The sequence below is a fragment of the Xanthobacter sp. SG618 genome (genome assembly GCF_012932745.1).
Classification (GTDB): domain Bacteria; phylum Pseudomonadota; class Alphaproteobacteria; order Rhizobiales; family Xanthobacteraceae; genus Xanthobacter; species Xanthobacter flavus.
This window is the reverse complement of sequence record NZ_JABBHL010000002.1, coordinates 720,809-741,491: the sequence shown is the minus strand read 5'-3', so window position 1 is coordinate 741,491 and position 20,683 is coordinate 720,809. Positions and strand designations below refer to the sequence as shown.

At 70.0% G+C, this 20,683-nt stretch carries 21 protein-coding genes; 11 read left to right on the top strand and 10 right to left on the bottom strand.

Features of this window, described 5'->3' with window-relative positions; all coding sequences use genetic code 11:
- Positions 1–33: 33 nt before the first annotated feature.
- The 8 genes from FHT36_RS08855 to FHT36_RS08820 all read right to left on the bottom strand — a co-directional run bounded on the left by FHT36_RS08855 (position 34) and on the right by FHT36_RS08820 (position 9,390).
- A complete protein-coding gene (locus FHT36_RS08855; protein WP_169122092.1) occupies positions 34–435 on the bottom strand; it encodes a YraN family protein in 402 nt (133 codons plus the stop codon).
- Entirely contained in the window at positions 428–1,387 is a 960-nt protein-coding gene (gene rsmI / locus FHT36_RS08850) for a 16S rRNA (cytidine(1402)-2'-O)-methyltransferase (protein ID WP_169122091.1), read from the bottom strand. The genes FHT36_RS08855 and rsmI overlap by 8 nt, the downstream gene beginning before the upstream one ends.
- Before the next feature lie 55 nt (positions 1,388–1,442).
- Positions 1,443–3,752, bottom strand: a complete 2,310-nt coding sequence (gene hypF / locus FHT36_RS08845; protein ID WP_246702091.1) for a carbamoyltransferase HypF — start codon at positions 3,750–3,752, stop codon at positions 1,443–1,445.
- 6 nt (positions 3,753–3,758) lie between these two features.
- Positions 3,759–5,216: a nickel-dependent hydrogenase large subunit gene (locus tag FHT36_RS08840; RefSeq protein WP_169122090.1), complete on the bottom strand. Its 1,458-nt coding sequence runs from the start codon at positions 5,214–5,216 to the stop codon at positions 3,759–3,761.
- Positions 5,213–6,223 carry a HupU protein gene (locus tag FHT36_RS08835; RefSeq protein WP_169122089.1) on the bottom strand — a complete coding sequence of 337 codons (1,011 nt, stop codon included), beginning with the start codon at positions 6,221–6,223 and terminating at the stop codon, positions 5,213–5,215. The genes FHT36_RS08840 and FHT36_RS08835 overlap by 4 nt, the downstream gene beginning before the upstream one ends.
- Positions 6,220–7,617 carry a sensor histidine kinase gene (locus FHT36_RS24680; protein ID WP_169122088.1) on the bottom strand — a complete coding sequence of 466 codons (1,398 nt, stop codon included), beginning with the start codon at positions 7,615–7,617 and terminating at the stop codon, positions 6,220–6,222. The genes FHT36_RS08835 and FHT36_RS24680 overlap by 4 nt, the downstream gene beginning before the upstream one ends.
- Positions 7,618–7,686: 69 nt before the next feature.
- Positions 7,687–8,637 (bottom strand): hypothetical protein, encoded by a 951-nt coding sequence (locus FHT36_RS08825; protein ID WP_169122087.1) that lies wholly within the window; start codon positions 8,635–8,637, stop codon positions 7,687–7,689.
- Positions 8,638–8,748: 111 nt separating this feature from the next.
- Positions 8,749–9,390: an alpha-ketoglutarate-dependent dioxygenase AlkB gene (locus FHT36_RS08820; protein WP_169122086.1), complete on the bottom strand. Its 642-nt coding sequence runs from the start codon at positions 9,388–9,390 to the stop codon at positions 8,749–8,751.
- A gap of 218 nt (positions 9,391–9,608) precedes the next feature.
- Between FHT36_RS08820 and FHT36_RS08815 the strand changes: the two genes are divergently transcribed.
- On the top strand, positions 9,609–10,121 hold the full coding sequence (locus FHT36_RS08815) for a hypothetical protein (RefSeq protein ID WP_169122085.1): 513 nt from the start codon (positions 9,609–9,611) through the stop codon (positions 10,119–10,121).
- Between the two features lie 78 nt (positions 10,122–10,199).
- Complete coding sequence (locus tag FHT36_RS08810) at positions 10,200–10,583, top strand: VOC family protein (RefSeq protein WP_169122084.1); 384 nt, start codon at positions 10,200–10,202, stop codon at positions 10,581–10,583.
- Positions 10,584–10,604: 21 nt separating this feature from the next.
- Here the strand turns inward: FHT36_RS08810 and pncA are convergent, their stop codons facing one another.
- Positions 10,605–11,267, bottom strand: coding sequence for a bifunctional nicotinamidase/pyrazinamidase (gene pncA / locus FHT36_RS08805; protein WP_169122083.1), 663 nt, complete (start codon positions 11,265–11,267; stop codon positions 10,605–10,607).
- 218 nt (positions 11,268–11,485) lie between these two features.
- On the opposite strand from pncA, the gene dnaK reads away from it, so the two are divergent.
- Complete coding sequence (gene dnaK / locus FHT36_RS08800; RefSeq protein ID WP_169122082.1) at positions 11,486–13,381, top strand: molecular chaperone DnaK; 1,896 nt, start codon at positions 11,486–11,488, stop codon at positions 13,379–13,381.
- A gap of 232 nt (positions 13,382–13,613) precedes the next feature.
- The gene (dnaJ, locus tag FHT36_RS08795; RefSeq protein ID WP_169122081.1) at positions 13,614–14,756 is read left to right on the top strand and encodes a molecular chaperone DnaJ; all 1,143 of its coding nucleotides are present in this window, start codon (positions 13,614–13,616) and stop codon (positions 14,754–14,756) included.
- 13 nt (positions 14,757–14,769) lie between these two features.
- Here dnaJ and FHT36_RS08790 read toward each other — a convergent pair whose 3' ends face one another.
- Positions 14,770–15,747 carry an NAD-dependent epimerase/dehydratase family protein gene (locus FHT36_RS08790; protein WP_169122080.1) on the bottom strand — a complete coding sequence of 326 codons (978 nt, stop codon included), beginning with the start codon at positions 15,745–15,747 and terminating at the stop codon, positions 14,770–14,772.
- A gap of 80 nt (positions 15,748–15,827) precedes the next feature.
- Here FHT36_RS08790 and FHT36_RS08785 point away from each other — a divergent pair, with 80 nt between their 5' ends.
- The 7 genes from FHT36_RS08785 to FHT36_RS08750 all read left to right on the top strand — a co-directional run bounded on the left by FHT36_RS08785 (position 15,828) and on the right by FHT36_RS08750 (position 20,658).
- Positions 15,828–16,472 carry a TetR/AcrR family transcriptional regulator gene (locus FHT36_RS08785; RefSeq protein ID WP_169122079.1) on the top strand — a complete coding sequence of 215 codons (645 nt, stop codon included), beginning with the start codon at positions 15,828–15,830 and terminating at the stop codon, positions 16,470–16,472.
- Between the two features lie 64 nt (positions 16,473–16,536).
- On the top strand, positions 16,537–17,154 hold the full coding sequence (locus tag FHT36_RS08780; RefSeq protein ID WP_169122078.1) for a class I SAM-dependent methyltransferase: 618 nt from the start codon (positions 16,537–16,539) through the stop codon (positions 17,152–17,154).
- 49 nt (positions 17,155–17,203) lie between these two features.
- Positions 17,204–17,785, top strand: a complete 582-nt coding sequence (locus FHT36_RS08775) for a histidine phosphatase family protein (RefSeq protein ID WP_169122077.1) — start codon at positions 17,204–17,206, stop codon at positions 17,783–17,785.
- Positions 17,782–18,504: an orotidine-5'-phosphate decarboxylase gene (pyrF, locus tag FHT36_RS08770; RefSeq protein ID WP_051678918.1), complete on the top strand. Its 723-nt coding sequence runs from the start codon at positions 17,782–17,784 to the stop codon at positions 18,502–18,504. The genes FHT36_RS08775 and pyrF overlap by 4 nt, the downstream gene beginning before the upstream one ends.
- Before the next feature lie 13 nt (positions 18,505–18,517).
- A complete protein-coding gene (locus FHT36_RS24830) occupies positions 18,518–19,162 on the top strand; it encodes a DUF1330 domain-containing protein (protein ID WP_324255529.1) in 645 nt (214 codons plus the stop codon).
- Positions 19,163–19,189: 27 nt separating this feature from the next.
- Positions 19,190–20,017: a 4-hydroxy-tetrahydrodipicolinate reductase gene (gene dapB, locus FHT36_RS08755; RefSeq protein ID WP_169122076.1), complete on the top strand. Its 828-nt coding sequence runs from the start codon at positions 19,190–19,192 to the stop codon at positions 20,015–20,017.
- Between the two features lie 17 nt (positions 20,018–20,034).
- The gene (locus tag FHT36_RS08750) at positions 20,035–20,658 is read left to right on the top strand and encodes a 2,3-bisphosphoglycerate-dependent phosphoglycerate mutase (RefSeq protein ID WP_169122075.1); all 624 of its coding nucleotides are present in this window, start codon (positions 20,035–20,037) and stop codon (positions 20,656–20,658) included.
- The last annotated feature ends 25 nt before the right edge of the window (positions 20,659–20,683 follow it).

The window sequence follows — 20,683 nt, the reverse complement described above, 5'->3', positions numbered from 1 at the left end:
TCTATAGTCGGGCGGCGCCCACCGCCACTCGGCTCACACGTCCATCTCGAAGGCACCGGGCAGGTGCTCGGCCTCTCCGGTGCGGGCGAGCAGCACGGCGTCGAAGCGCATGTTCAGCGCAGAAAGCTCGGGGTGCTCCGCGAGGTAGGCCTCCGCCGCCGCCGCGATGCGCCGGCGCTGGCGGGGCTGCAGGGAGAAGGCGGCATCATCGAGCCGCGCCCGCAGCTTCACCTCGCAGAAGACCAGCAGATCCCCCTGCCGTGCGATGAGGTCGATCTCGCCCGCCTTGGTGCGCACCCGCCGGGCGAGGATGTGGAATCCGTGGGCGCCGAGCAGCGTCGCGGCGCGCTCCTCCCCGGCAAGGCCGCGATCGTGGGCCGCGCGGCGGCGCAGCTTTCCCGCGTCGGGCGGAGGGCCAGCCGGCGTCTCAGGCATCCGCGTCGGCGTCCCCACCCTTCGCCTGCGTGATCGCGAGGGCGCGGGCATAGACCTCGCGCTTCGGCCGGCCGGTGGCGCCGGCGACGGCAGCGACGGCATCCTTCAGGGACGTGTCCTTCAGGGCGCGGATGAGCGCCGCATCCACGTCCGCATCGCCAGCCGCCTCTTCCAAGGGCGGCCCGATGACGAGGACGATCTCGCCTTTGGGCGGCTCGGCGTCCGCATAATGGGCGGCGAGGGCGGTCAGGTCGGCGCGCCGCACCTCCTCGAACGCCTTGGTCAGCTCGCGGCATACGGCGGCGGGGCGCGGGCCGAGTACGTCGGCAAGGTCCGCGAGGCTCTCTGCGAGGCGCGGGCCGGTTTCGTAGAAGACGAGGGTGCCCGGCACGCCGGCGAGGGCGGAGATGCGGTTGCGGCGCTGGCCGGCCTTGGGCGGCAGGAAGCCGTCGAACAGGAAGCAGTCGGTGGGCAGGCCCGCCGCCACCAAGGCCGCGAGCAGCGCGGAGGCGCCGGGCACGGGGTGCACGGGGAAGCCCGCCTCGGCTGCCTCCACCACCAGCTTGAAGCCGGGGTCCGACACCAGCGGCGTGCCGGCATCCGAGATGAGCGCCACCCGCTCGCCGGCGGCGAGACGGGCGAGCAGCTTCGGCCGGGCGCTGGCGCCGTTGTGGTCGTGATAGGCCACGAGATGCGTCTGGATGCCGTAGCGGTCCAGCAGGCGACGGGAGATGCGGGTGTCCTCGCAGGCGATCACGTCGGCCGCCGCCAGCGTCTCCAGCGCGCGCACCGTCACGTCGGCGAGGTTGCCGATGGGCGTCGCGACCACATGCAGGCCCGGCGAGAGGCCGGGGGCGGGCAGGGTGGAGCCGGCGAGGAGGAAGGTCTTCACGACTCCCGCGGCGCGGCCTTCGGGGCGGCTGTGCGGGTGCGGACGATGGGGCGTGGTCATGACCCCCACCATAGTCCCGCCCGCGCCGGACGGGAACGGCCCCGCCCGCATGGCTTCACGCCATTTGTCGCGCTGCGGCGACCACCGCCTGCCCAAAGGCAAGGCCGCCGTCATTGGCCGGCACGTGCGACGGGATGAGGGGCGTGAGGCCGCGCGCCCGCAGCCGGGCGACGGTTTCCTCCAGCAGCCGGACATTCTGGAACACGCCGCCGGACAGGGCGACGGCGTGGATGCCGGCCTCGTCCGCCGCCTTTGCCGCGACCGAGACGAACGCTTCCGCCAGTCCGGCATGGAAGGCGGCGGCCATGGCGGGCCGGGGGCGCCCGGAGGCAATGTCGGCGAGGAGGGCGCGCCAGAGCGGCGCGGGGTCGATCTCCATGAGGTCGCCCTGCGCGGAGATGGCGAAGGGATAGGGCGCCGCCTCGCCCTCCGCCACGGCTTCCAGCGCCATGGCCGCCTCGCCTTCATGGGAGAGCCGGTCGGGCGCGAGGCCGAGGAGCGCCGCCACGGCATCGAACAGGCGGCCGGCGGAGGAGGCGCGGGGGGCGTTGAGGCCCTTGTCGATCATCGCCCGCAGGGTGGGCACCGGCTTGCCGGCGAACAGCGCGGCGAGCCCTGCGTCCCCGTCCACCGCCGCGCGGCGGAGCGCGCGATCCAGATGGGCGAGCAGCACCCGCCACGGCTCGCGGCTCGCCGCATCTCCGCCGGCGAGGGGAATGGGGGAGAGGCGGGCAAGGCGGCGGCTCTCGCGATAGTCGCAGACCAGCACCTCGGCGCCCCAGACGGTGCCGTCGTCTCCCATCCCCAGCCCGTCGAGGGCGATGCCCACCACCTTGCCGTCCGCGCGCCGCCAGCCATTCTCGGCCATGGTGGCGGCGATGTGGGCATGGTGATGCTGCACGCTTTCCAGCCGGAGCCCGCGCGCCTCCGCGAGGGCGGCGCCCAAGCGGCTGGCGCGATAGTCCGGGTGGAGGTCCGCCGCGATCACCTGCGGCGTGTGGGCGAAGAGGGCGGAATAATCGGCCAATGCGGTCTCGAAGGCGTCGCCGGTGGCCGGCTCGTCGAGGTCGCCGAGATGGTGGGAGAGAAGGGCGCGGGCGCCGTGGGTGAGGCAGAGCGCGCTTTTGAGCTCGCCGCCCATGGCGAGCACCGGCGGCGCCCCCTCGAAATCCTCCGGCAGTGCGAGGGGGAGCGGCGCGAAGCCCCGCCCCCGCCTGATCACGCGCAGTCTGCCGGCGGCAAAGCGCGCCACGCTGTCGTCCAGCCGGCGGGCGATGGGGCGGTCGTGCAGGAGGAAGCCGTCCACGATGCCGGCAAGGCCGGTGCGGGCCTCGTCGTCGCGGAAGATCTGTGGCTCGCTTGAACGGTTGCCGGAGGTCATCACAAGTGGCCGGCCGGCCGCCGCGATCAGCAGGTGGTGCAGCGGCGTATAGGGCAGCATCAGGCCGAGATGGCTCTGGCCCGGCGCGAGGCCGGGGGGAAGGCCCGCATCCGGCCGGAGCGGCAGCAGCAGGATGGGTGCGGAGGGGGCGAGCAGCGTCGCCTCTTCCTCCGGTGAGATGACGCAGAGGCGGTGCGCAGCGGGAAGGTCCGCCATCACCGCCAGCGGCTTGGTGGGGCGGTGCTTGCGGGCGCGCAGGATGGCGACGGCGTCGGCATCGGTGGCGTCGCAGGCGATGTGGAAGCCGCCGATGCCCTTCACCGCGAGGATGCGTCCCGCCCGCAACAACTCGGCGGCATCGTGGATGGGATCGGTGGAGGTGATCTCCGCCCCCTCCCGTTCCAGCCAGAGGCGTGGGCCGCAGGCGGGGCAGGCGATGGGCTGGGCGTGGAAGCGACGGTCCGCGGGGTTCTCGTATTCCGCGCGACAGGCCGGGCACATGGGAAAGCCGGCCATGGTGGTCGCGGGCCGGTCATAGGGCAGGCCGGCGACGATGGAGAAGCGCGGGCCACAATCCGTGCAATTGGTGAAGGCGTAGCGGTGTCGCCGGGCGGTGGGATCAGCGATCTCCGCAAGGCACGCCGGGCAGGTCGCCACATCCGGCACCACGCCGATGGAGACGGTGCCGGCCCCGCTCTCAACGATGCGGAAGCCCGGCTCCGGCAAAGCGGCCGGACGGCGCTCCACCCGCTCGATGCGCGCCAGCGGCGGCGCCTTGGCCACCAGAGCCGCGGCGAAGGCTTCGAGGGCCGCCCGCGGGCCGCCCGCATGGATCAGCACCCGCCCGCCGGCATTGGAGACGGTGCCGTCGAGACCGAGGCGCAAGGCGAGGCGATAGACGAAGGGCCGGAAGCCCACGCCCTGCACGATGCCGGAAATCTCGATGGTCTCGCCCAGCGCCCCGTCCATTTCGCCCGCGTCCATGACCCCTCAATGCACCGTGCAGACCATGCAGGGATCGAACGAGCGCACGATGTGCTGCACGGCGAGGGGCGTCGTCTCCCCCTGCCGCACCGGCGCGCCGACGAGGGCGGTTTCCAGCGGTCCGGGCTGGCCGGAGGCGTCGCGGGGGGAGAAGTTCCAGGTGGTGGGGGCGATGATCTGGTAGCGTGCGATGCGGCCGCGCTCCACCACCATCCAGTGGCCGAGCGCCCCGCGCGCCGCCTCGGTGAGGCCGAAACCGCGCCCCTCCTGCGGCAGGGATCCCTGTGCGCACCAGGGCTCGCCGGGCCTCAAGGCCCGCACCCAGTCTTCCATGGCGAGGAGCGTGCGCGCGGCCTCGATCAGCCGCCCGACGACGCGGGCGCGGACGTTGGCCCCCTCCTTCGCCGCGAGGTCGCGGGCGAGGGGCTGGCCGGCGATGACCTGTCGGGCGAAGGCGCCGGTCTCAAAGGGCAGGCCCGAAAGGCGCGGGGCCTTGCACCAGGTGTAGCCCGTCTCGTCGGCGCCATCGGGAAAGGTCGAGCCCTCGAACGGATGGTGCGGCGCCTCCCGCCCCTCCATGCGGGCGAAGGAATGATCCTCGGCGATGGCCGAGGTGTCGACCGAGCCGAGGCGACCGCCTGCGAAGGTGCCAGCCGCATAGAGCCGGCCCTCCTCCTGCGGATAGGCGCCGTAGGAGAGGAAGCGGTCGTCGGCCCGGCCCAGCGCGGCGAGGCCGAGGTCTTCGGCGATGGTGAGGAACAGGCGGAAGTCGCCGTCCGGCCCCCTCAGGCGCCAGGCGTCCAGCTCTTCCGCGTCGGCGAGCGCCGCGACGCGCTCGAGCGGGGCGCCGAAGAGGCGCGCCTCAAGGTCCGCCCGCACGGAACCGAGGGTGGCCAGCAGCCGCATCTTGTCCCGCGCGTCCGCCCCCTTGGCGACGCCGCCGGGCTGGAGCGCCAAGGTGTGCGGCCAGCGACCGGCGAGCAGGCCCATGACGTGGAGGAGTGTCGTGCGGGTGGCCAGGGCATCGCGCACGCTCAGCCCGTGGGCCGCCTTGAACCGCCGTTCGGCCTCGGCGAACCACGGCCGGTCGGCATAGGCCGCGCGGGCGAAGTCCGGCATGAAGAAGACGTGGAAGTGGGTGAGGTGGTCGGCCACGTTCTCGGTGGCGAGGATGAGGTTGGTGGCGACGCGCCCGTTGTCGGTGGGAACCACGCCCTCCAGCGCCGCCAGCGCCAGCGCCGCCGCGTGCGACTGTGACACCGAGCAGATGCCGCAGATGCGTGGCGCGATCACCAGAGCGTCGCGCGGGTCGCGCCCTTCCAGGATGCGCTCGAACCCCCGGAACAAGGGCGAGGAGACGAAGGCCTGCCGCACGGCGCCATCAGCCACGTCGAGGCGCACCTCCAGGTCGCCCTCCACGCGGTTGAAGGGGCCGACCACGAGCCGTTTGGTACCCTCGTTCATCTTTTCCTGATGTCCCGGACGGCGGGCGGGGTGACGACATGATCGCTCACCGCATTGCGGCGCAGGCGCTCGGGCGTCGCCGCCTTGGCGAGGGATGACAAAGCGATGAACCAGGCCTTGGGCATGTCGGTGGGCAGGCCCACGGGGATGCCGCCGATCTTCGGCGTCTCGATGAAGGCGTGGCCCGGCTCCTCGAACTCGGGCGCGGTGCAGTTGATGCAGGCATGGCCGCCGCGGGTGCAGGAGCCCTCACCGTTCCACAGGCGGGTGTTGCAGTCCGCATGGGCCTGGGTGCCGAGGCAGCCGAGATGCTCCATCATGCAGCCGAGGTCGCTCATCTTCTCGGCGCTGGCCTTGTACTCGTAATATTCGTTGCGCGGGCAGCCATGGTGCACGAGGTGGTCGGCGTAGAAGCGCGGGCGGCCGTAGCTGTCGAGGTCGCCACCGTGCAGAAGGCCGGCGGAGAGCAGCATCAGCGTTTCCGTCACCCAGTTGGGATGGGTCGGGCAACCGGCGACATTGATGACCGGTAGGCCGGCACGGGCGCGGAATTCGGCGCCGAGCGCGCCACCCGGCCGGCGCCCGTCATATTGCAGGCCGCAGGCATCGGCCGGATTGACGCCCGCCGCCGTCACCCCGCCATAGGCCGCGCAGGTGCCCACCGCCACCACATGCTCCGCCACGGCGGCGAGCCGGCGCACCCAGTCGATGGTCGGCGTGTCGGTTCCGGCGAGCGTATGGAAGCGCCCGGTGCCGTTCGGCCCGCGCAAGAGCGCGCCCTCGATGCACAGGGCGTCGAGCCGGATATCGCCGGAAAGCACCGCCTCGAAAAGGGCGATGGCCTCGTCCCCCGTCTCCTCCGAGAGGGTCGGGTGCCACAGGAAGCGGATGTTGGCGGAGGCCAAGGTCGCGGCGAGGTCCGGCGCCTCGGCGCAGAGCAGCGACATGGTGCAGCCGCCGCAGCCGCCCGACTGCAGCCAGAGCACGGTGAAGGGTGCGTTTCTCATGGGGCTGCCGGGAGCACGAGGGAAAGGATGGCGCCACCTTCGGGATGGTTCGCGGCTTCAAGCCGCCCTTCATGCTCCTCAGCGATGCGGTAGCAGATGGAGAGGCCGAGGCCGGTGCCCTTGCCCACGGGCTTGGTGGTGAAGAAGGGGTCGAAGATGCGGTCCATGAGGGCGTCGGGAATGCCCGGCCCGGTATCGCGCACCCGAACCGCCACCTGCAGCCCGTCCGGCGTCTCGAAGCGCGCGCCGGTGATCTCCAGACGGCGGTCGGCGCGGCCCTCCATGGCGTCCACGGCGTTCTGCACGAGGTTCATCATCACCTGATGGATATGGCCGGGATGGCCCACCGCCTCCAGCCCCTCGGGCACGGCGACCGTGATGGGCAGGTCCGGCATCTGGGATTTCGCCACCCAGTCCACCGCCGAGCGGACCACGCCGGCGAGGTCGAACACCTCCCGCGCCTCGCGCCGGTCGGAGGAGAAGCGGCGCAGGTCCGCCACGATGTCGCGCACCCGCTCGGCGCCCTCCAGCATGCCGGAGAGGGTGGCGGGGATGTCGGACAGCGCCCGGTCGATGCGCAATTCCCCCCGTGCCTTGGCGAGGGCGGTCGCGTCTGCGCCGGCATGGACCTGATCGAGATAGGCGATCAGCCGTTCGGCATAGCGCTTCATCGCATGGGCGTTGCCGTAGACGAAGGAGATGGGATTGTTGAGCTCGTGCGCGACGCCGGCCACGAGGCGGCCGAGGGACGCCATCTTCTCCGCATGGACCAGCTGCTGCTGGGTGCGCTTCAGATGCTCGTGGGCCTTGGCGAGGGCACCGTAGGCGGCGCGCAGCTCGCCGATGGGGCGGCCCACCAGCACGATGCCCACCGCCCGTCCACGCGGATCGAACCTCAGCGCGCCGTTGACCGCGATGGCGAGCGGCCCGTCCGGCGTCGCCAATGTGAACTCGCGGTCGGCGATGCGCTGGCGACGCGCGACGGTGGCGAGCACGTCGGCCGCCGTGGTCTCGGAGGAGGGGTCGAGCAGATCGGACAGGGGACGGCCGAGGAGGGCGTCGGCCCTGAGGCCGAAGGCGCGCTCGGCGGCGAGGTTCACCTGCTCCACCCGGCCGGAGAGGTCGCACGCCACCAGCACGTCGGTCATGGAGCCGAGGAGGCCGGCGATGAAGCCCTGCGCTTCTTCAAGCGCGGTGTTCTTGGCCTCCAGCTCTACCTGCTGGCGGACCAGCTCCGCATAGGTCTCGTCCATCTTGCGGATGACGGCGATCCACGCCTCGTCCGCATCGATGGCGCCGAAGTCCGACCCCGCCCGCGGCAGGGAAAGCGCGCCGGCGAGCGGACTGTCGGGCAGCTGTTCCCTCGGCGTATCCTTGCGCCCGGACATGGGCATGAGCGGTCCCCGTCGGAGGAAGTGACCGCGAAGCGTAGTCCCGCGGGTGGTACCGGCGCAATGCGCCCCTCAGCGACCCTCCACGCCGTCCCGCAGCGCGCGCAGGCGATCATAGACGTCGGGGAAGGCGTCGAGCTTGGTCACGCCCACCATGCGGATATAGGCGGTGGGTCCGAAACGGATCCACTGCACCACCTTGATGGGCACGCCGGTGCGGGCGTCTGCGCCGGTGGCCATCACCTCGAAGCCGGCCTGTCCGTTGATGCGCTGGGGCTCGGCCCGGTCGAGCTTGAGATCCTTCACGCCGGGAATGGTGGAGAGGGCGCGCAGGGCGAACTGGCGGCGCTCGTCGTCGCGTGGCGCGCCGCCGGCGATGGAGACGACGAACACCGGCTGGTCGGGGCCGTCCAGCACATCCTTCGGCCCATCGGTCAGGAGCAGCGTGGTGCCGCCCAGCGCCCGCACGGGGCGGAAGCCGGCGAGATTGGTGACGGCGAAGGGCAGGGAGTTCGCCTGATCGGCGACGCTCCGGAACGTGATGGTGGAGAGCGCCTGCCGCACCACCTTGTCGGGATAGGTGGAGAGGCCCGCCTCCGGCACCTGCACGGTGACGATGCCCGTGCCCTTTTCGCTGCCCACCAGCAGCACCCATTTGCGCACGGTGACCGGCCCTGCGGTCTGACGGCCGATGAACAGGACCGCCTTCGCGTCCTTGAGCGGGAAGTCCTCGCGGTCTTCCAGGGTCACGCCCCGCGTGTTCAGGGCCTGTTCGCTGAAGCCGGGCAGAAGCTGGTCATAGGCATCGGCCGGCATGTCCACGACCAGGATGGAAGACTTCGTCGCGTCGTCCTCGAAGCCGGCGAACTGATTGCTCTCCACCATGCCCGGCGGCGGCACGAGGCCGAGGGCCGAGCCGCGCGGAAACATCACCTCCGTCGCACCCGCCGGCAGGACCAGCGCGAAGGCGAAAAGGACAGCAAAGGCGGCGGAGAGGAAGGCGGACTTGGAAGCGAGGCGCATCGAGGGCTCCGGCGGGACCCGGCCAAAGCGGGCCTTCGCCTGCGGGCCGGTCTGCCTGTGTCCGGCGGCAATCCGGCTTTTCTGTGAATGACGTGGCGGAAAAGTGGCCGATCACGCGGCGGTGACGCGCCGCAGCGTGAGATTGAAACGCCCGCCCTCCTCGACCAGCCGGGAGGTGCCGGGCAGCAGGCGGTCGATGCCGTGGAAGGCGAGGCGGCTCGGTCCCGACAGCAGGAAGACGTCGCCCGATGAGAGGTGGATGGAGCGCGTCAGCCCCCGCCGCGTCTCGCCCCCCACGCGGAAGATGGCGGTATCGCCCAGCGACACCGACAGCACCGGCGCGGTGAAGTCCGCCTCGTCGCGGTCCTGGTGCAGGCTCATGCGGGCGTCCGGCGCATAATAATTGATGAGGCACGCCTCGGGCGGCGGCGCCCCGCCGGCGAGATGCTCCCACAGGTCCATCAGTTGCGGCGGCATGGCCGGCCAGGGTCGGCGCGTGTCCGGGTGGAAGCTCTGGTAGCGGTAGCCGGCGGCATCCGACACCCAGCCGAGCGGCCCGCAATTGCTCATGCGCACCGAGAAGGGCTGGCCGGAGCGCGGCATGGTGGGGGTGAAGAGGGGCGCTTCGGCGAGCACCACCCGGATGTCGGCGAGCAGCGCCGCCTGCGCCTCCCGGTCCAGCGCCTCGCGGAACCAGAGGGCGCCGGGCTGGAGTTCGAGGGGAGCCGGCGCGACCGCCGCAGATCCCGTCATCGGCCGGACGTCGCGATCTTTGCGCACGTGATGTTCGCGCACAGGATCTTGGCGGATTGAAGAGGAAGCGGCAGCGGCATGGTGGCTTTCCCTTGTCCTGGCGCCGGTTTTAACAAGGTAGTAACTATATATTTCATCTGAAGTTTCGGCCATATGCCGACAGAATCCACGCGGACGATGTCTTCTCGGGGCGGGGCTCGGGAAGAGGAGTTGTCGTCATGCGCAATCATCTCCTGTCGAATGGTCTTTTCCCTCGTGGTCGGACGCGTCCGCTGCTGATGGCCGGCCTTGCCGCCGTCGCCTTCGTGCCAATCGTGTTCGCCGGCGGTGTCTCCCCAGCGTCTGCCCAGACCACGGTGGCGGTGCCCGGCGGCTATGTGACGTTCACGCCGGTGCAGCGGCGCTACATCGAGACCTATGCGGTGCGCCACCCGGTTCCGCCGGCTTACATCCCCGGCGGCTTCGTGGCGGAGGTCGGGGCGGTGGTGCCGCCCGATGTCGACCTGCGCCGCTTCGGCGACGGGCCGGAGTCCTATGGCCGCTACGGACAGGCGGTGGCGCAGCCGGGATATGAGCCCGATTTCGACGATGATGGCGGCTACCAGACGCTGGACCAGGCCGGATACGCGCCGGACGCCGGCCTCTCCCAATACCGCTACGTCACATTGCCCGGCAATGAGGCGGCGGTGGTGGAGCCGCGCTCGCGCCGGATCATCCTGATCGTGGAGTAAGGCTCCGGCCGCGTGGCGGCGGCGCCGTGCCTCGGGCATAGTGCCGCCGGCCATCCGGCCGGTTCGAGGGAGGCGCCGATGGGCCCGCACGGGAAATTCTACTGGAACGAGCTTCTGACCGACGATGTGGAGAAGGCGCGGGCCTTCTATTCCGCGACGCTGGGCTGGACCTTCAGCGAGATGCCCATGGATGGCGGCCACGCCTATTATGTCGCGACCCTCGGCGGCGAGCCGGTGGCCGGGATGATGGACAAGACCGACATCCTGCCGCCCCAGGTGCCGCCCCACTGGTTCAGCTACATCAATGTGGACGATGTGGGTGCGCGCGTGGAGCTTCTGAAGGCCGCGGGCGGGCAGGTGGTGCGTGAACCGTTCGACATTCCCGGCGTCGGCCGCATCGCCATCGTCTGCGACGCCACTGGCGCCCCCTTTGGCATGATGACCGCCGCCGACCAGGGATAATCCGCCGTCGCGGTCCTGAGCTCAGGTGAGAAGGTCTGCCGCCACCAGCCGGCGGACCGCGACCCTGTCCATGTCCGCAAGGGCGGCCTTAAGCGAGTCGTCCACGTCGATGGACCGGCAGGCGTCCTCGATCACGGAGGTGGTAAATCCGTGCCGCGCGGCATCCACCGCCGACCACGAGACGCAGAAATCGAGGGCGAGGCCGGCAAGATAGACCGTATCGATCCCCCGCTCCCGGAGGTATCCGGCAAGGCCGGTGGGCGTGGTGCGGTCGGCCTCGTAGAAGGTGGAATAACTGTCGATGCCCTTGTGGTGGCCCTTGCGGACCACCAGTTGCGCATGGGGCACCTCAAGGCCCGGCGCGAAGCCGGCGCCGGGCGTGCCTTGCAGGCAATGGTCCGGCCACAGGATCTGCGGGCCGTAGGCAAGGTCGATCATGTCGTAGATCGCCCGGCCGGGATGGGTCGAAGCGAAGGAGATGTGCCCCTGCGGGTGCCAGTCCTGCGTCAGGACGACGTTGCGGAAGCCGGCGGCGAGCCGGTTGGCGAGGGGCACCACTTCATGGCCGCCGGGTACCGCAAGGGCACCGCCGGGCAGGAAGTCCACCTGGAGATCGACGAGGATGAGAGCTGCGCGCGGATCGGCTCCAGGACCCGGCACGGCGGTTGGCTTCGAAAGGGCCATCCGATTTCCTCGCGCGGCTGTGAAAAATGGAGCGTGGCGCCTGCTACCACGCCTTGCGGGGCCAAATCACCCCCCCTATATGCGCCTCGATCGCCGTTTTCGCGGCGAACCCCAATTCTAAGTTTCAGGGGGCCGGCGGATCGGTCGCGGGAGGGGCTCGCGACGTTCCACCTCGGGCGCCGCAAGGGCCCGGTCGGCCTGCCGGCAAGGAGAACCATATGGCCAAGATCATCGGTATCGACCTCGGCACCACCAATTCCTGCGTTGCGGTGATGGAGGGGTCCACCCCGAAAGTCATCGAGAACGCCGAGGGCGCGCGCACCACGCCCTCCATCGTCGCCTTCACGGAAGACGGCGAGCGTCTCGTCGGCCAGCCTGCCAAGCGGCAGAGCGTCACCAATCCCGAGCGCACCTTCTTCGCGGTGAAGCGCCTCATCGGCCGCCGCTACGACGATCCGACCGTCGAGAAGGACAAGAAGCTCGTTCCCTACTCCATCGTGCGCGCCGACAACGGCGACGCGTGGGTCGAGGCGGACGGCAAGAAGTATTCGCCCTCGCAGATCTCCGCCTTCATCCTGCAGAAGATGAAGGAGACGGCCGAGTCGTTCCTGGGCGAGAAGGTGGAAAAGGCGGTCATCACCGTCCCCGCTTACTTCAACGACGCCCAGCGCCAGGCCACCAAGGACGCCGGCCGCATCGCCGGTCTCGAGGTGCTGCGCATCATCAACGAGCCCACCGCGGCTGCTCTGGCGTATGGCCTCGACAAGAAGTCGGCCGGCACCATCGCGGTCTATGACCTCGGTGGCGGCACCTTCGACGTGTCGGTGCTGGAGATCGGCGACGGCGTGTTCGAGGTGAAGTCCACCAACGGCGACACCTTCCTCGGTGGCGAGGACTTCGACATGCGCCTCGTCGGCTACCTCGCCGATGAGTTCAAGAAGGAGCAGGGCATCGACCTGCGCAACGACAAGCTCGCCCTCCAGCGGCTGAAGGAAGCCGCCGAGAAGGCCAAGATCGAGCTGTCGTCCGCGACGCAGACCGAGATCAACCTGCCCTTCATCACGGCGGATGCGACCGGTCCGAAGCACCTCACCATGAAGCTCACCCGCGCCAAGTTCGAAGCGCTGGTGGACGACCTCATCCAGCGGACCGTCGAGCCCTGCCGGCTCGCGCTGAAGGATGCCGGCCTCACCGCCGGGCAGATCGACGAGGTCGTCCTCGTCGGCGGCATGACCCGCATGCCCAAGGTGCAGGAAGTGGTGAAGCAGTTCTTCGGCAAGGAGCCCCACAAGGGCGTCAACCCGGACGAGGTGGTCGCCATTGGCGCCGCCATCCAGGCGGGCGTGCTCCAGGGCGACGTGAAGGACGTGCTGCTGCTTGACGTGACCCCGCTGTCGCTGGGCATCGAGACGCTGGGCGGCGTGTTCACCCGCCTCATCGACCGCAACACCACCATCCCCACCAAGAAGAGCCAGGTGTTCTCCACGGCTGAGGATGGCCAGACCGCGGTGACGATCCGCGTGTTCCAGGGTGAGCGCGAAATGGCGGCGGACAACAAGATCCTCGGCCAGTTCGACCTCATGGGCATTCCCCCGGCGCCCCGCGGCGTGCCGCAGGTGGAGGTGACCTTCGACATCGATGCCAACGGCATCGTGCAGGTCTCCGCCAAGGACAAGGGCACCGGCAAGGAGCAGCAGATCCGCATCCAGGCCTCGGGCGGCCTGAATGACGCCGACATCGAGAAGATGGTGAAGGACGCCGAGGCCCACGCGGCCGAGGACAAGAAGCGTCGGGCCCTGGTGGAAGCCAAGAACCACGCGGAAGCCCTCGTCCACTCCACCGAGAAGGCCGTCGCGGAGCATGGCGACAAGGTCGGCGCGGCTGAGAAGGGTGCCATCGAGGCGGCCTTGGCCGATCTCAAGTCCTCGCTGGAAGGCGATGATGTGGAGGCGATCACCGCCAAGACCAACACCCTGGCCCAGGCCTCCCTCAAGCTCGGCGAGGCCATGTATGCGGCCCAGCAGGGCGGCGCGGAGCCCGGCGCGGCCAAGAAGGACGACGTGGTGGACGCCGAGTTCACCGAGGTCGACGACGACAAGAAGAAGTCGGCGTGACTTTAAAAGAAACCGGCGGGCGACCCCCGCCGGTTTTCTCGCCGCAGTCGCGGCAATTTGATTCGCGCCGTTTCAGGCGTTATTTCCCGGGCTGACCGGGCGCAGGCCGGACACAGCGCCGACCCTCCTTCCAGATGCTGAGCGGGGTGCGTGAGGCTGGGGACCGGCATCCGATCGCTATTGCAGCGCGATCGGGCGAGGCAAGCGCCAAAGTGGCAGGTGAAGGCAGACGATGGCCAAGCGCGACTATTACGAAACCCTCGGCTGCGATCGCGGCGCCGACGAGACGGTGCTGAAGGCCTCCTACCGCAAGCTCGCCATGAAGTGGCATCCCGATCGCAACCAGGGCGATGCGGAAGCCGAGGTGATGTTCAAGGAGGTCAACGAGGCATACGAGGTCTTGAAGGACCCCCAGAAGCGCGCCGCCTATGACCGCTTCGGCCATGCCGCGTTCGAGAATGGCGGGGGCGGCCCCGGCTTCGGCAACGATTTCGCCTCCTCCTTCGCCGACATCTTCGACGATCTCTTCGGCGGCGCCATGGGCCGCGGACGTGGTGGTGGCGGCGGCCAGCAGCGCGGGCGCGGCTCGGACCTGCGCTACAACATGGAGATCACCCTTGAGGAAGCGTTCGTCGGCAAGACAGCGCAGATCAAGATCCCCACCTCCGTCGCCTGCGAGGCCTGCAACGGTTCCGGCGCCAAGCCCGGCACCCAGCCGAAGGCCTGCCGCACCTGCGGCGGCGCCGGAAAGATCCGCCACGCGCAGGGCTTCTTCACCCTGGAGCGCACCTGCCCCACCTGCCAGGGCCGCGGCAGCGTCATCGAGGACCCGTGCGGCGCCTGCGCCGGTGCGGGGCGCGTGACGCGCGAGCGCACCCTCTCCGTGCAGATTCCGCCCGGCGTCGAGGACGGCACCCGCATCCGCCTCGGCGGCGAGGGCGAGGCCGGCGTGCGCGGCGGACCGGCGGGCGACCTCTACATCTTCCTGTCCATCGAACAGCACGCCTTCTTCCAGCGGGAGGGGGCGGACCTTTATTGCCGCGTGCCCATCTCCATGGTCACGGCGGCGCTGGGTGGCGCGGTGGAAGTGCCGACCATCGACGGCGACAAGACCAAGGTGAAGATCCCCGAGGGCACCCAGTCGCAGAAGCGCTTCCGCCTCTCCGGCAAGGGCATGCCCATCCTGCGTTCGCGCTCCGCCGGCGACATGTATGTGCAGGTGGTGGTGGAGACGCCGCAGAAGCTGACCAAGCGTCAGAGGGAGCTCCTCGCCGAATTCGACAAGGAAAGCTCCGGCGAGACCCATCCCGAATCCGCCGGCTTCTTCGCCAAGGTGAAGGAATTCTTCCAGGGCGCGGCCGGCGAGGGGGCGTGATCGGCGCCGGCGGTCAGCCGGCGCGCGCCGCTTCCATGCATTGGGCGATGCCGTCGGCATAGGACGTCTTCGCGACGGGGCCGATTGCCCGTTCGAGGGCGCTGCCGTCGAAGATCACCGGCGTGGTCATCAGATAGTGCATCTCCACGAGTTCGCGCATGACCGGATCGAACAGGCCGGCGAGGCGCAGCATGGTCTTACCCGCGACCATGAGTTTCGGCGCGCGCCCGGCGAGGGCGAAGGCCTGCCGGGCCACCTCCCGCACCGTGATGGTGCCCGCCCCCGCGAGATTGTAGCTGCGGCCGAAAACGTCCTCCCGGCCGAGCAGGGCCCGCACCACCGGTCCCACGTCCGGCACGAAGACGAATTCGTGGGGGGTGTCGATGGGCCCCACCACCTTGGCCCGGCGCCCCGCCGCGGCGGCGGCGAAGAGGTCGGCGAGGAAGCTGCGCTCCACGCCGGGGCCGTAGAAATCGGGCAGGCGCAGGATCAGGCCCTTGAGCGCGCCGCGCGCGTCCGCCTCCATCAGGATGTCTTCCTGCTCCTTGCGCATCTGCCCCTTGAAGGTGTGCGGCATGCGCGGATGGCTCTCGTCGATGCGCGCCGCCTGCGGCCGGCCAAACGGATAGGCGGTGCCGATGAGCAGCACCCGCCGCACCCCTTCCGCCTCAGCCGCCTCGATCACGGCCCGCATGAGACGGGGGTGGAGGCGGAAGGCGTCATAGGGCACGCCCACCATGTACACGAGCGTATCCATCCCGCGCACGGCTGCGCGCAGGCTCGTCATGTCCTCCGGGTTCCAGACGCGCGGGGTGGCGAGCGGATGCCCTTGGAAGGCGGCGGAGAGGCCGGCGGCGGAGCGCCCGACGACGGCGAACGGCGTGCCGGCCGCGCTCAGGGCCTGGGCGATGCTGCCGCCGACGGCGCCGGTCGCCCCGACGAGTGCGATTCGGGGCGCGTTCACGGCTTGCAGGGGAGCGGGGGAGGTCATTAAGGTGATGTCCTGAACAGTGTTCACTAAACATCGTTCATAAACTGAACATCGTTCATGTCAAGCGGCAGGGATCCGTCGTGTCCGAAGTGAAGTCCTCGCCCCCACCCGTCGGCGGCTCGCCGCGCGCCCGCCGGAAGGAAGACGCCCGCGCCCGGATCCTCGCCGAGGCGCGCCGGATCGTTCTCGACCAGGGGTTTGAAGCGCTCACCATGCGCCGGATCGCCGAGGCCGCCGGCTATTCGGCCGCCGCGCTCTATCTGCATTTCGAGAATCGCGAGGCCATCGCCCGCGAACTCGGCGAGGCCGGCATGCGCGCGCTCCTTGAAGCTTTGGCCGAGGCCGGCAAGACGGTGGACCCACTGCAGCGGCTCAAGGCCTTGGGGCTCGCCTATGCGGCGTTCGGGCGCGCCGAGCCCGAGACTTACCGGCTGATCTTCATGGAGCCGGGATTCGCGACCACCGCCCTGGGCGGCAAGGATGCGGCCGGGGCAGCGGCCTTCGCGCTTATCGGCGGCGTGTTCCAGGATCTCGCCACCGCCGGACGGCTGCGGGACGGGCTCGACCTGGAGGGCCTTGCCCTGACCTTCTGGATCGTCCTGCATGGCATGGTCAGCCTCAAGCTGACCTGCTCCGCCTTTCTCGTCGCTCCCGAGGAGGCTCTCCTAGCGGCAGCCCTCGACAACCTGCTTCACGGGGCCCTGCGCCCGAACCGCGAACCTTGACCCGGCCCCCTTTCCCGTCTAAGCGCCTGATATCCGACCCGCTCGGGCGCCCGAGGTGCAGTTGATGCTCCAGTCCCACGACCACCGCAGGCCGCTCCAGAAGCCCCTGCTCCAGAAGCCGAACCTCAAGGACGAGGTGCGTTTCCTGCAGTCGTGGTTCCAGAATCCGCTCAAGACCGGCGCGGTCGCGCCTTCGAGCCCGGCGCTCGCCAAGATGATGGCGAGCTACCTCGATCCCAAGATGGACGGCCCGGTCATCGAGCTTGGACCCGGCACCGGCCCGGTCACCAAGGCGCTGCTCCAGCGCGGCTTTGCCCCCGAGCGCCTGTTCCTGATCGAGTACAATCCCGAATTCTGCGCCCTGCTGCGCCTGCGCTATCCCGGCGTCACCGTCATCAACGGCGATGCCTACCAGCTCGGCAAGACGCTGAAGGACCGCCTGCCCGGCAAGGCGGTGGGTACCGTGTCCTCGCTGCCGCTCTTCACCATGCCGGAGAGCGAGCGCCATCGGATGGTCAACGAGGCGTTCGACCTCTCCCATTCCGGTATGCCTTTCGTGCAGTTCACCTATGCGGTGGTCTCGCCTGTGCCGCTGCTGCCGGGCGCCATCGAGGGCGAGCGTTCGCCGCGGGTGTGGCGCAACATCCCCCCGGCCCGCGTCTGGGCCTATCGCCGGCCCTGATCCTCTTCCCGGCCGGTCCGGCGCCGGCCTTACGCCGCCGGTGCCGCCCGTGACGGATTTCCTGTATCTGACCCATCCCCAGGTCCAGGTGGACCCCGCCGTCCCCGTGCCGCGTTGGGGCCTGTCCGCTGTCGGGCGGGCGCGCACGCTGGCCTTCGCCGCGCGCTTCGATCTGTCCGGCATCAGCCATGTCATCTCCTCCACCGAGGAGAAGGCGAAGGAGACGGCAGCGCTCCTCGCGGCGCCCCTCCGGCTTCCGGTCGTCATCCGCGACGGTATGGAGGAGAACGACCGCTCCGCCACCGGATACCTGCCCGAAGCCGAATTCCAAGAGATGGCCGACGCCTTCTTCGCCCGCCCCATGGAGAGCGTGCGGGGCTGGGAGCGGGCGGTGGACGCGCAGGCGCGCATCGTCGCGGCGGTGGAGGCGGCGCTCGCGGCCTATGGAGGGGCGGGACAGCGCCTTCTCTTCGTCGGCCATGGCGGCGTGGGCACCTTGCTTCTGTGCCACCTGGCGGGCTACCCCATCTCCCGCGTCCACGACCAGCCACCGGTCGGGGGCGGCTGCTGGTTCCGCGCGGGTCCCGCGCGACGGCCGGACCGCTGGCGCGCAATGGAGGAGACGGCATGACGCAGGTTGTTCAGGGCACCCCGATCCGCGCGGATGTCCGCGACAAGCTCATCGTCGCCCTCGACTATCCCTCCGTCGCCGCCGCCGAGGCCGCGGTCGCCCAGCTTGGCGACGTGGTGAGCTTCTACAAGATCGGGCTGGAGCTGGCGGTCTCGGGCGGCATCGACCTTGCCACGGACCTCATCGCCGCCGGCAAGAAGGTGTTCCTCGACCTCAAGCTCCACGACATCGGCAACACGGTGGAGCGGGCCACCGCCGCCGCCGCCGAGCGGGGCTTCGACATCCTCACCGTCCACGCTTATCCCATGACCATGGCCGCCGCCGCGCGCGGTGCCGCCGGGAGCAAGCTGGAGGTGCTGGGCGTCACCGTGCTCACCTCCTATGACGATGCCGACCTCGCCGCCACCGGCGTCGTTGGCGGCGTCACCGAGACGGTGCGCCTGCGCGCCGGGCAGGCGCGGGATGCCGGCATCGCCGGCGTCATCTGCGCCCCCACCGATGCCGCCATGGTGCGCGCCATCCTCGGTCCCGACCGCCGGGTGGTGACGCCGGGCGTGCGGCCGAAGGGTGCGGCGGTGGGCGACCAGAAGCGCATCGCCACGCCGGCCGAGGCGCTGGCGGCGGGCGCCGACCGCATCGTGGTGGGCCGGCCGGTGACGGCGGCCGAGGATCCGGTCGCGGCGGCGCAGGCGATTCTTGCCGAACTTCAGGGCGCGTGACGGGGGCGGAGCGATGGCGAAGGGCTACTGGTTCCTCAATCTGGATGTGGTCAACCCGGTGGACTACATCACCTACCGGGAGGCAAACCTCGCTTATGCGCGGACGCACGACTTGCGCTTCGTCATCCGCGGCGGGGATTTCGAGCAGCTGGAAGGCATCAAGCGCCATCGCAACGTGCTGGTGGAACTGCCCTCCTACGACGACGCGCTGAGCCTCTACAACCAGCCCGAATACCAGCGCGTGCGCGACCTGCGCCGCAACACAGCCATCGCCGACCTCGCGGCGGTGGAGGGCTATGACGGCCCGCAGCCCTCGCCGGCCCCGCCGCCCGAGGGCACGGCGGATCATCCCCGCGGCTACTGGATGGCCAAGGTGGATGTGACCGATCCCGAGCGCTACAAGGATTATGTGGCGGCGAATGCCGAGCCGCTCGCCGAACACGGCGCCTGGTTCGTCGTGCGCGGCGGGCGCAACCACTTGCTGGAAGGCCACGGCCGTTCGCGGTACGTCGTTATTGCGTTCAAGGACGTGGCAACGGCGCGCGCCTGCTATTTCTCGCCGGGATACCAGAAGGCGCTGGCCATCCGGCAGCAGGTTTCAGTGGCCGACGTCATCATCATCTCCGGCTATACCGGGCACGAGGCGGCGCCCGTCTGAGGGTGGCCTGTTCGAGGGACTTTATCCGTGACCGATCTGCGCATCGTCATCGCCGGGGCCGGCGGCCGCATGGGCCGCACCCTCATCCGCGCCATCGCCGAGAGCGAGGGGCTGAAGCTCGTGGGCGCCCTGGAATATTCCGGTTCCGCCCATCTTGGCGAGGATGCAGGCCTGATGGCGGGTGCGGGCCCGAACGGCGTCACCGTTGAAAGCGACGTCGCGCCCTCGCTGAGCGGCGCCGACGTGGTGATCGACTTCTCCACCCCCGCCGCGACGGTGCGCCTCGCCGGCCGGCTCGCCGAGGCCGGGATCGCCCATGTCATCGGCACCACCGGCCTGTCCAACGAGGACAATGCGGCCATCGCCGATGCGGCGCTCCGCACGGTCATCGTCAAGTCCGGCAATATGAGCCTCGGGGTGAACCTCCTTGCCGCTTTGACCCGCCGGGTGGCGGCGACGCTGGGCGACGATTTCGACATCGAGATCGTGGAGATGCATCACAACCGGAAGGTGGATGCCCCTTCGGGGACCGCGCTGCTTCTGGGCGAGGCGGCGGCGGCGGGCCGCAACCGCAAGCTCGACGATTGCTCCGAACGCGGCCGCGACGGCATCACCGGCCCGCGGGTGAAGGGCAATATCGGCTTTGCCAGCCTGCGCGGCGGCTCGGTGGTGGGCGAGCACATGGTGATCTTCGCCGGCACCTCCGAGCGCATCGAACTGGTCCACAAGGCCGAGGACCGCGCGCTCTTCGCCAATGGCGCGCTCGTCGCCGCCCGTTGGACGAAATGCGGAGAGACCAAGCGGGAGCCGGGGCTCTATTCCATGGCCGACGTGCTCGGCCTTGCTGATTTCTGAGTGTCTGGAGACTTTTCATGTCGGATCGCATCCTCGTCCTCGTCCGTCACGGGCAGAGCGAGTGGAACCTGAAGAACCTTTTCACCGGCTGGCGTGACCCCGACCTCACCGAGCAGGGCGTCGCGGAGGCGAAGCGGGCGGGCGCGCTCCTGAAGGCCGAAGGCCTGAAGTTCGACGTCGCCTTCACCTCGCTCCTCTCCCGCGCCCAGCGCACCCTGTCGCTGGTGCTCGGCGAGATGGGGCAGGAAGGCGTGGAGACGCTGGCCAGCCAGGCGCTGAACGAGCGGGACTACGGCGACCTCTCCGGCCTCAACAAGGACGACGCCCGGGCCAAGTGGGGCGAGGAGCAGGTGCATGTGTGGCGCCGCTCCTACGACATCCCCCCGCCCGGCGGCGAGAGCCTGCGCGATACGGTGGCCCGCACGCTGCCCTATTACAATCAGGAGATCCTGCCGCGCGTGCTGAGGGGCCAGACCACGATCGTGACCGCCCACGGCAATTCGCTGCGCGCCCTCATCATGGTGCTGGAGAAGCTTTCTCCCGAAGGCATCATGAAGCGTGAGGTGCTCACAGGCGTGCCGATGGTCTACCGGATGCGCGCCGATTCCACCGTCGAGGACCGGCGCGACCTCGCGGTCTGAGGACGCCTGCGGAGGCGGCCGGTTC

Bases quoted from the DNA above. Each gene is read 5' to 3' on its own strand.
- FHT36_RS08855 (WP_169122092.1), bottom strand. From the start codon at position 435: ATGCCTGAGACGCCGGCTGGCCCTCCGCCCGACGCGGGAAAGCTGCGC.
- rsmI (WP_169122091.1), bottom strand. From the start codon at position 1,387: ATGACCACGCCCCATCGTCCGCACCCGCACAGCCGCCCCGAAGGCCGC.
- hypF (WP_246702091.1), bottom strand. From the start codon at position 3,752: ATGGACGCGGGCGAAATGGACGGGGCGCTGGGCGAGACCATCGAGATT.
- FHT36_RS08840 (WP_169122090.1), bottom strand. From the start codon at position 5,216: ATGAACGAGGGTACCAAACGGCTCGTGGTCGGCCCCTTCAACCGCGTG.
- FHT36_RS08835 (WP_169122089.1), bottom strand. From the start codon at position 6,223: ATGAGAAACGCACCCTTCACCGTGCTCTGGCTGCAGTCGGGCGGCTGC.
- FHT36_RS24680 (WP_169122088.1), bottom strand. From the start codon at position 7,617: ATGCCCATGTCCGGGCGCAAGGATACGCCGAGGGAACAGCTGCCCGAC.
- FHT36_RS08825 (WP_169122087.1), bottom strand. From the start codon at position 8,637: ATGCGCCTCGCTTCCAAGTCCGCCTTCCTCTCCGCCGCCTTTGCTGTC.
- FHT36_RS08820 (WP_169122086.1), bottom strand. From the start codon at position 9,390: ATGACGGGATCTGCGGCGGTCGCGCCGGCTCCCCTCGAACTCCAGCCC.
- FHT36_RS08815 (WP_169122085.1), top strand. From the start codon at position 9,609: ATGCGCAATCATCTCCTGTCGAATGGTCTTTTCCCTCGTGGTCGGACG.
- FHT36_RS08810 (WP_169122084.1), top strand. From the start codon at position 10,200: ATGGGCCCGCACGGGAAATTCTACTGGAACGAGCTTCTGACCGACGAT.
- pncA (WP_169122083.1), bottom strand. From the start codon at position 11,267: ATGGCCCTTTCGAAGCCAACCGCCGTGCCGGGTCCTGGAGCCGATCCG.
- dnaK (WP_169122082.1), top strand. From the start codon at position 11,486: ATGGCCAAGATCATCGGTATCGACCTCGGCACCACCAATTCCTGCGTT.
- dnaJ (WP_169122081.1), top strand. From the start codon at position 13,614: ATGGCCAAGCGCGACTATTACGAAACCCTCGGCTGCGATCGCGGCGCC.
- FHT36_RS08790 (WP_169122080.1), bottom strand. From the start codon at position 15,747: ATGACCTCCCCCGCTCCCCTGCAAGCCGTGAACGCGCCCCGAATCGCA.
- FHT36_RS08780 (WP_169122078.1), top strand. From the start codon at position 16,537: ATGCTCCAGTCCCACGACCACCGCAGGCCGCTCCAGAAGCCCCTGCTC.
- pyrF (WP_051678918.1), top strand. From the start codon at position 17,782: ATGACGCAGGTTGTTCAGGGCACCCCGATCCGCGCGGATGTCCGCGAC.
- FHT36_RS24830 (WP_324255529.1), top strand. From the start codon at position 18,518: ATGGCGAAGGGCTACTGGTTCCTCAATCTGGATGTGGTCAACCCGGTG.
- FHT36_RS08750 (WP_169122075.1), top strand. From the start codon at position 20,035: ATGTCGGATCGCATCCTCGTCCTCGTCCGTCACGGGCAGAGCGAGTGG.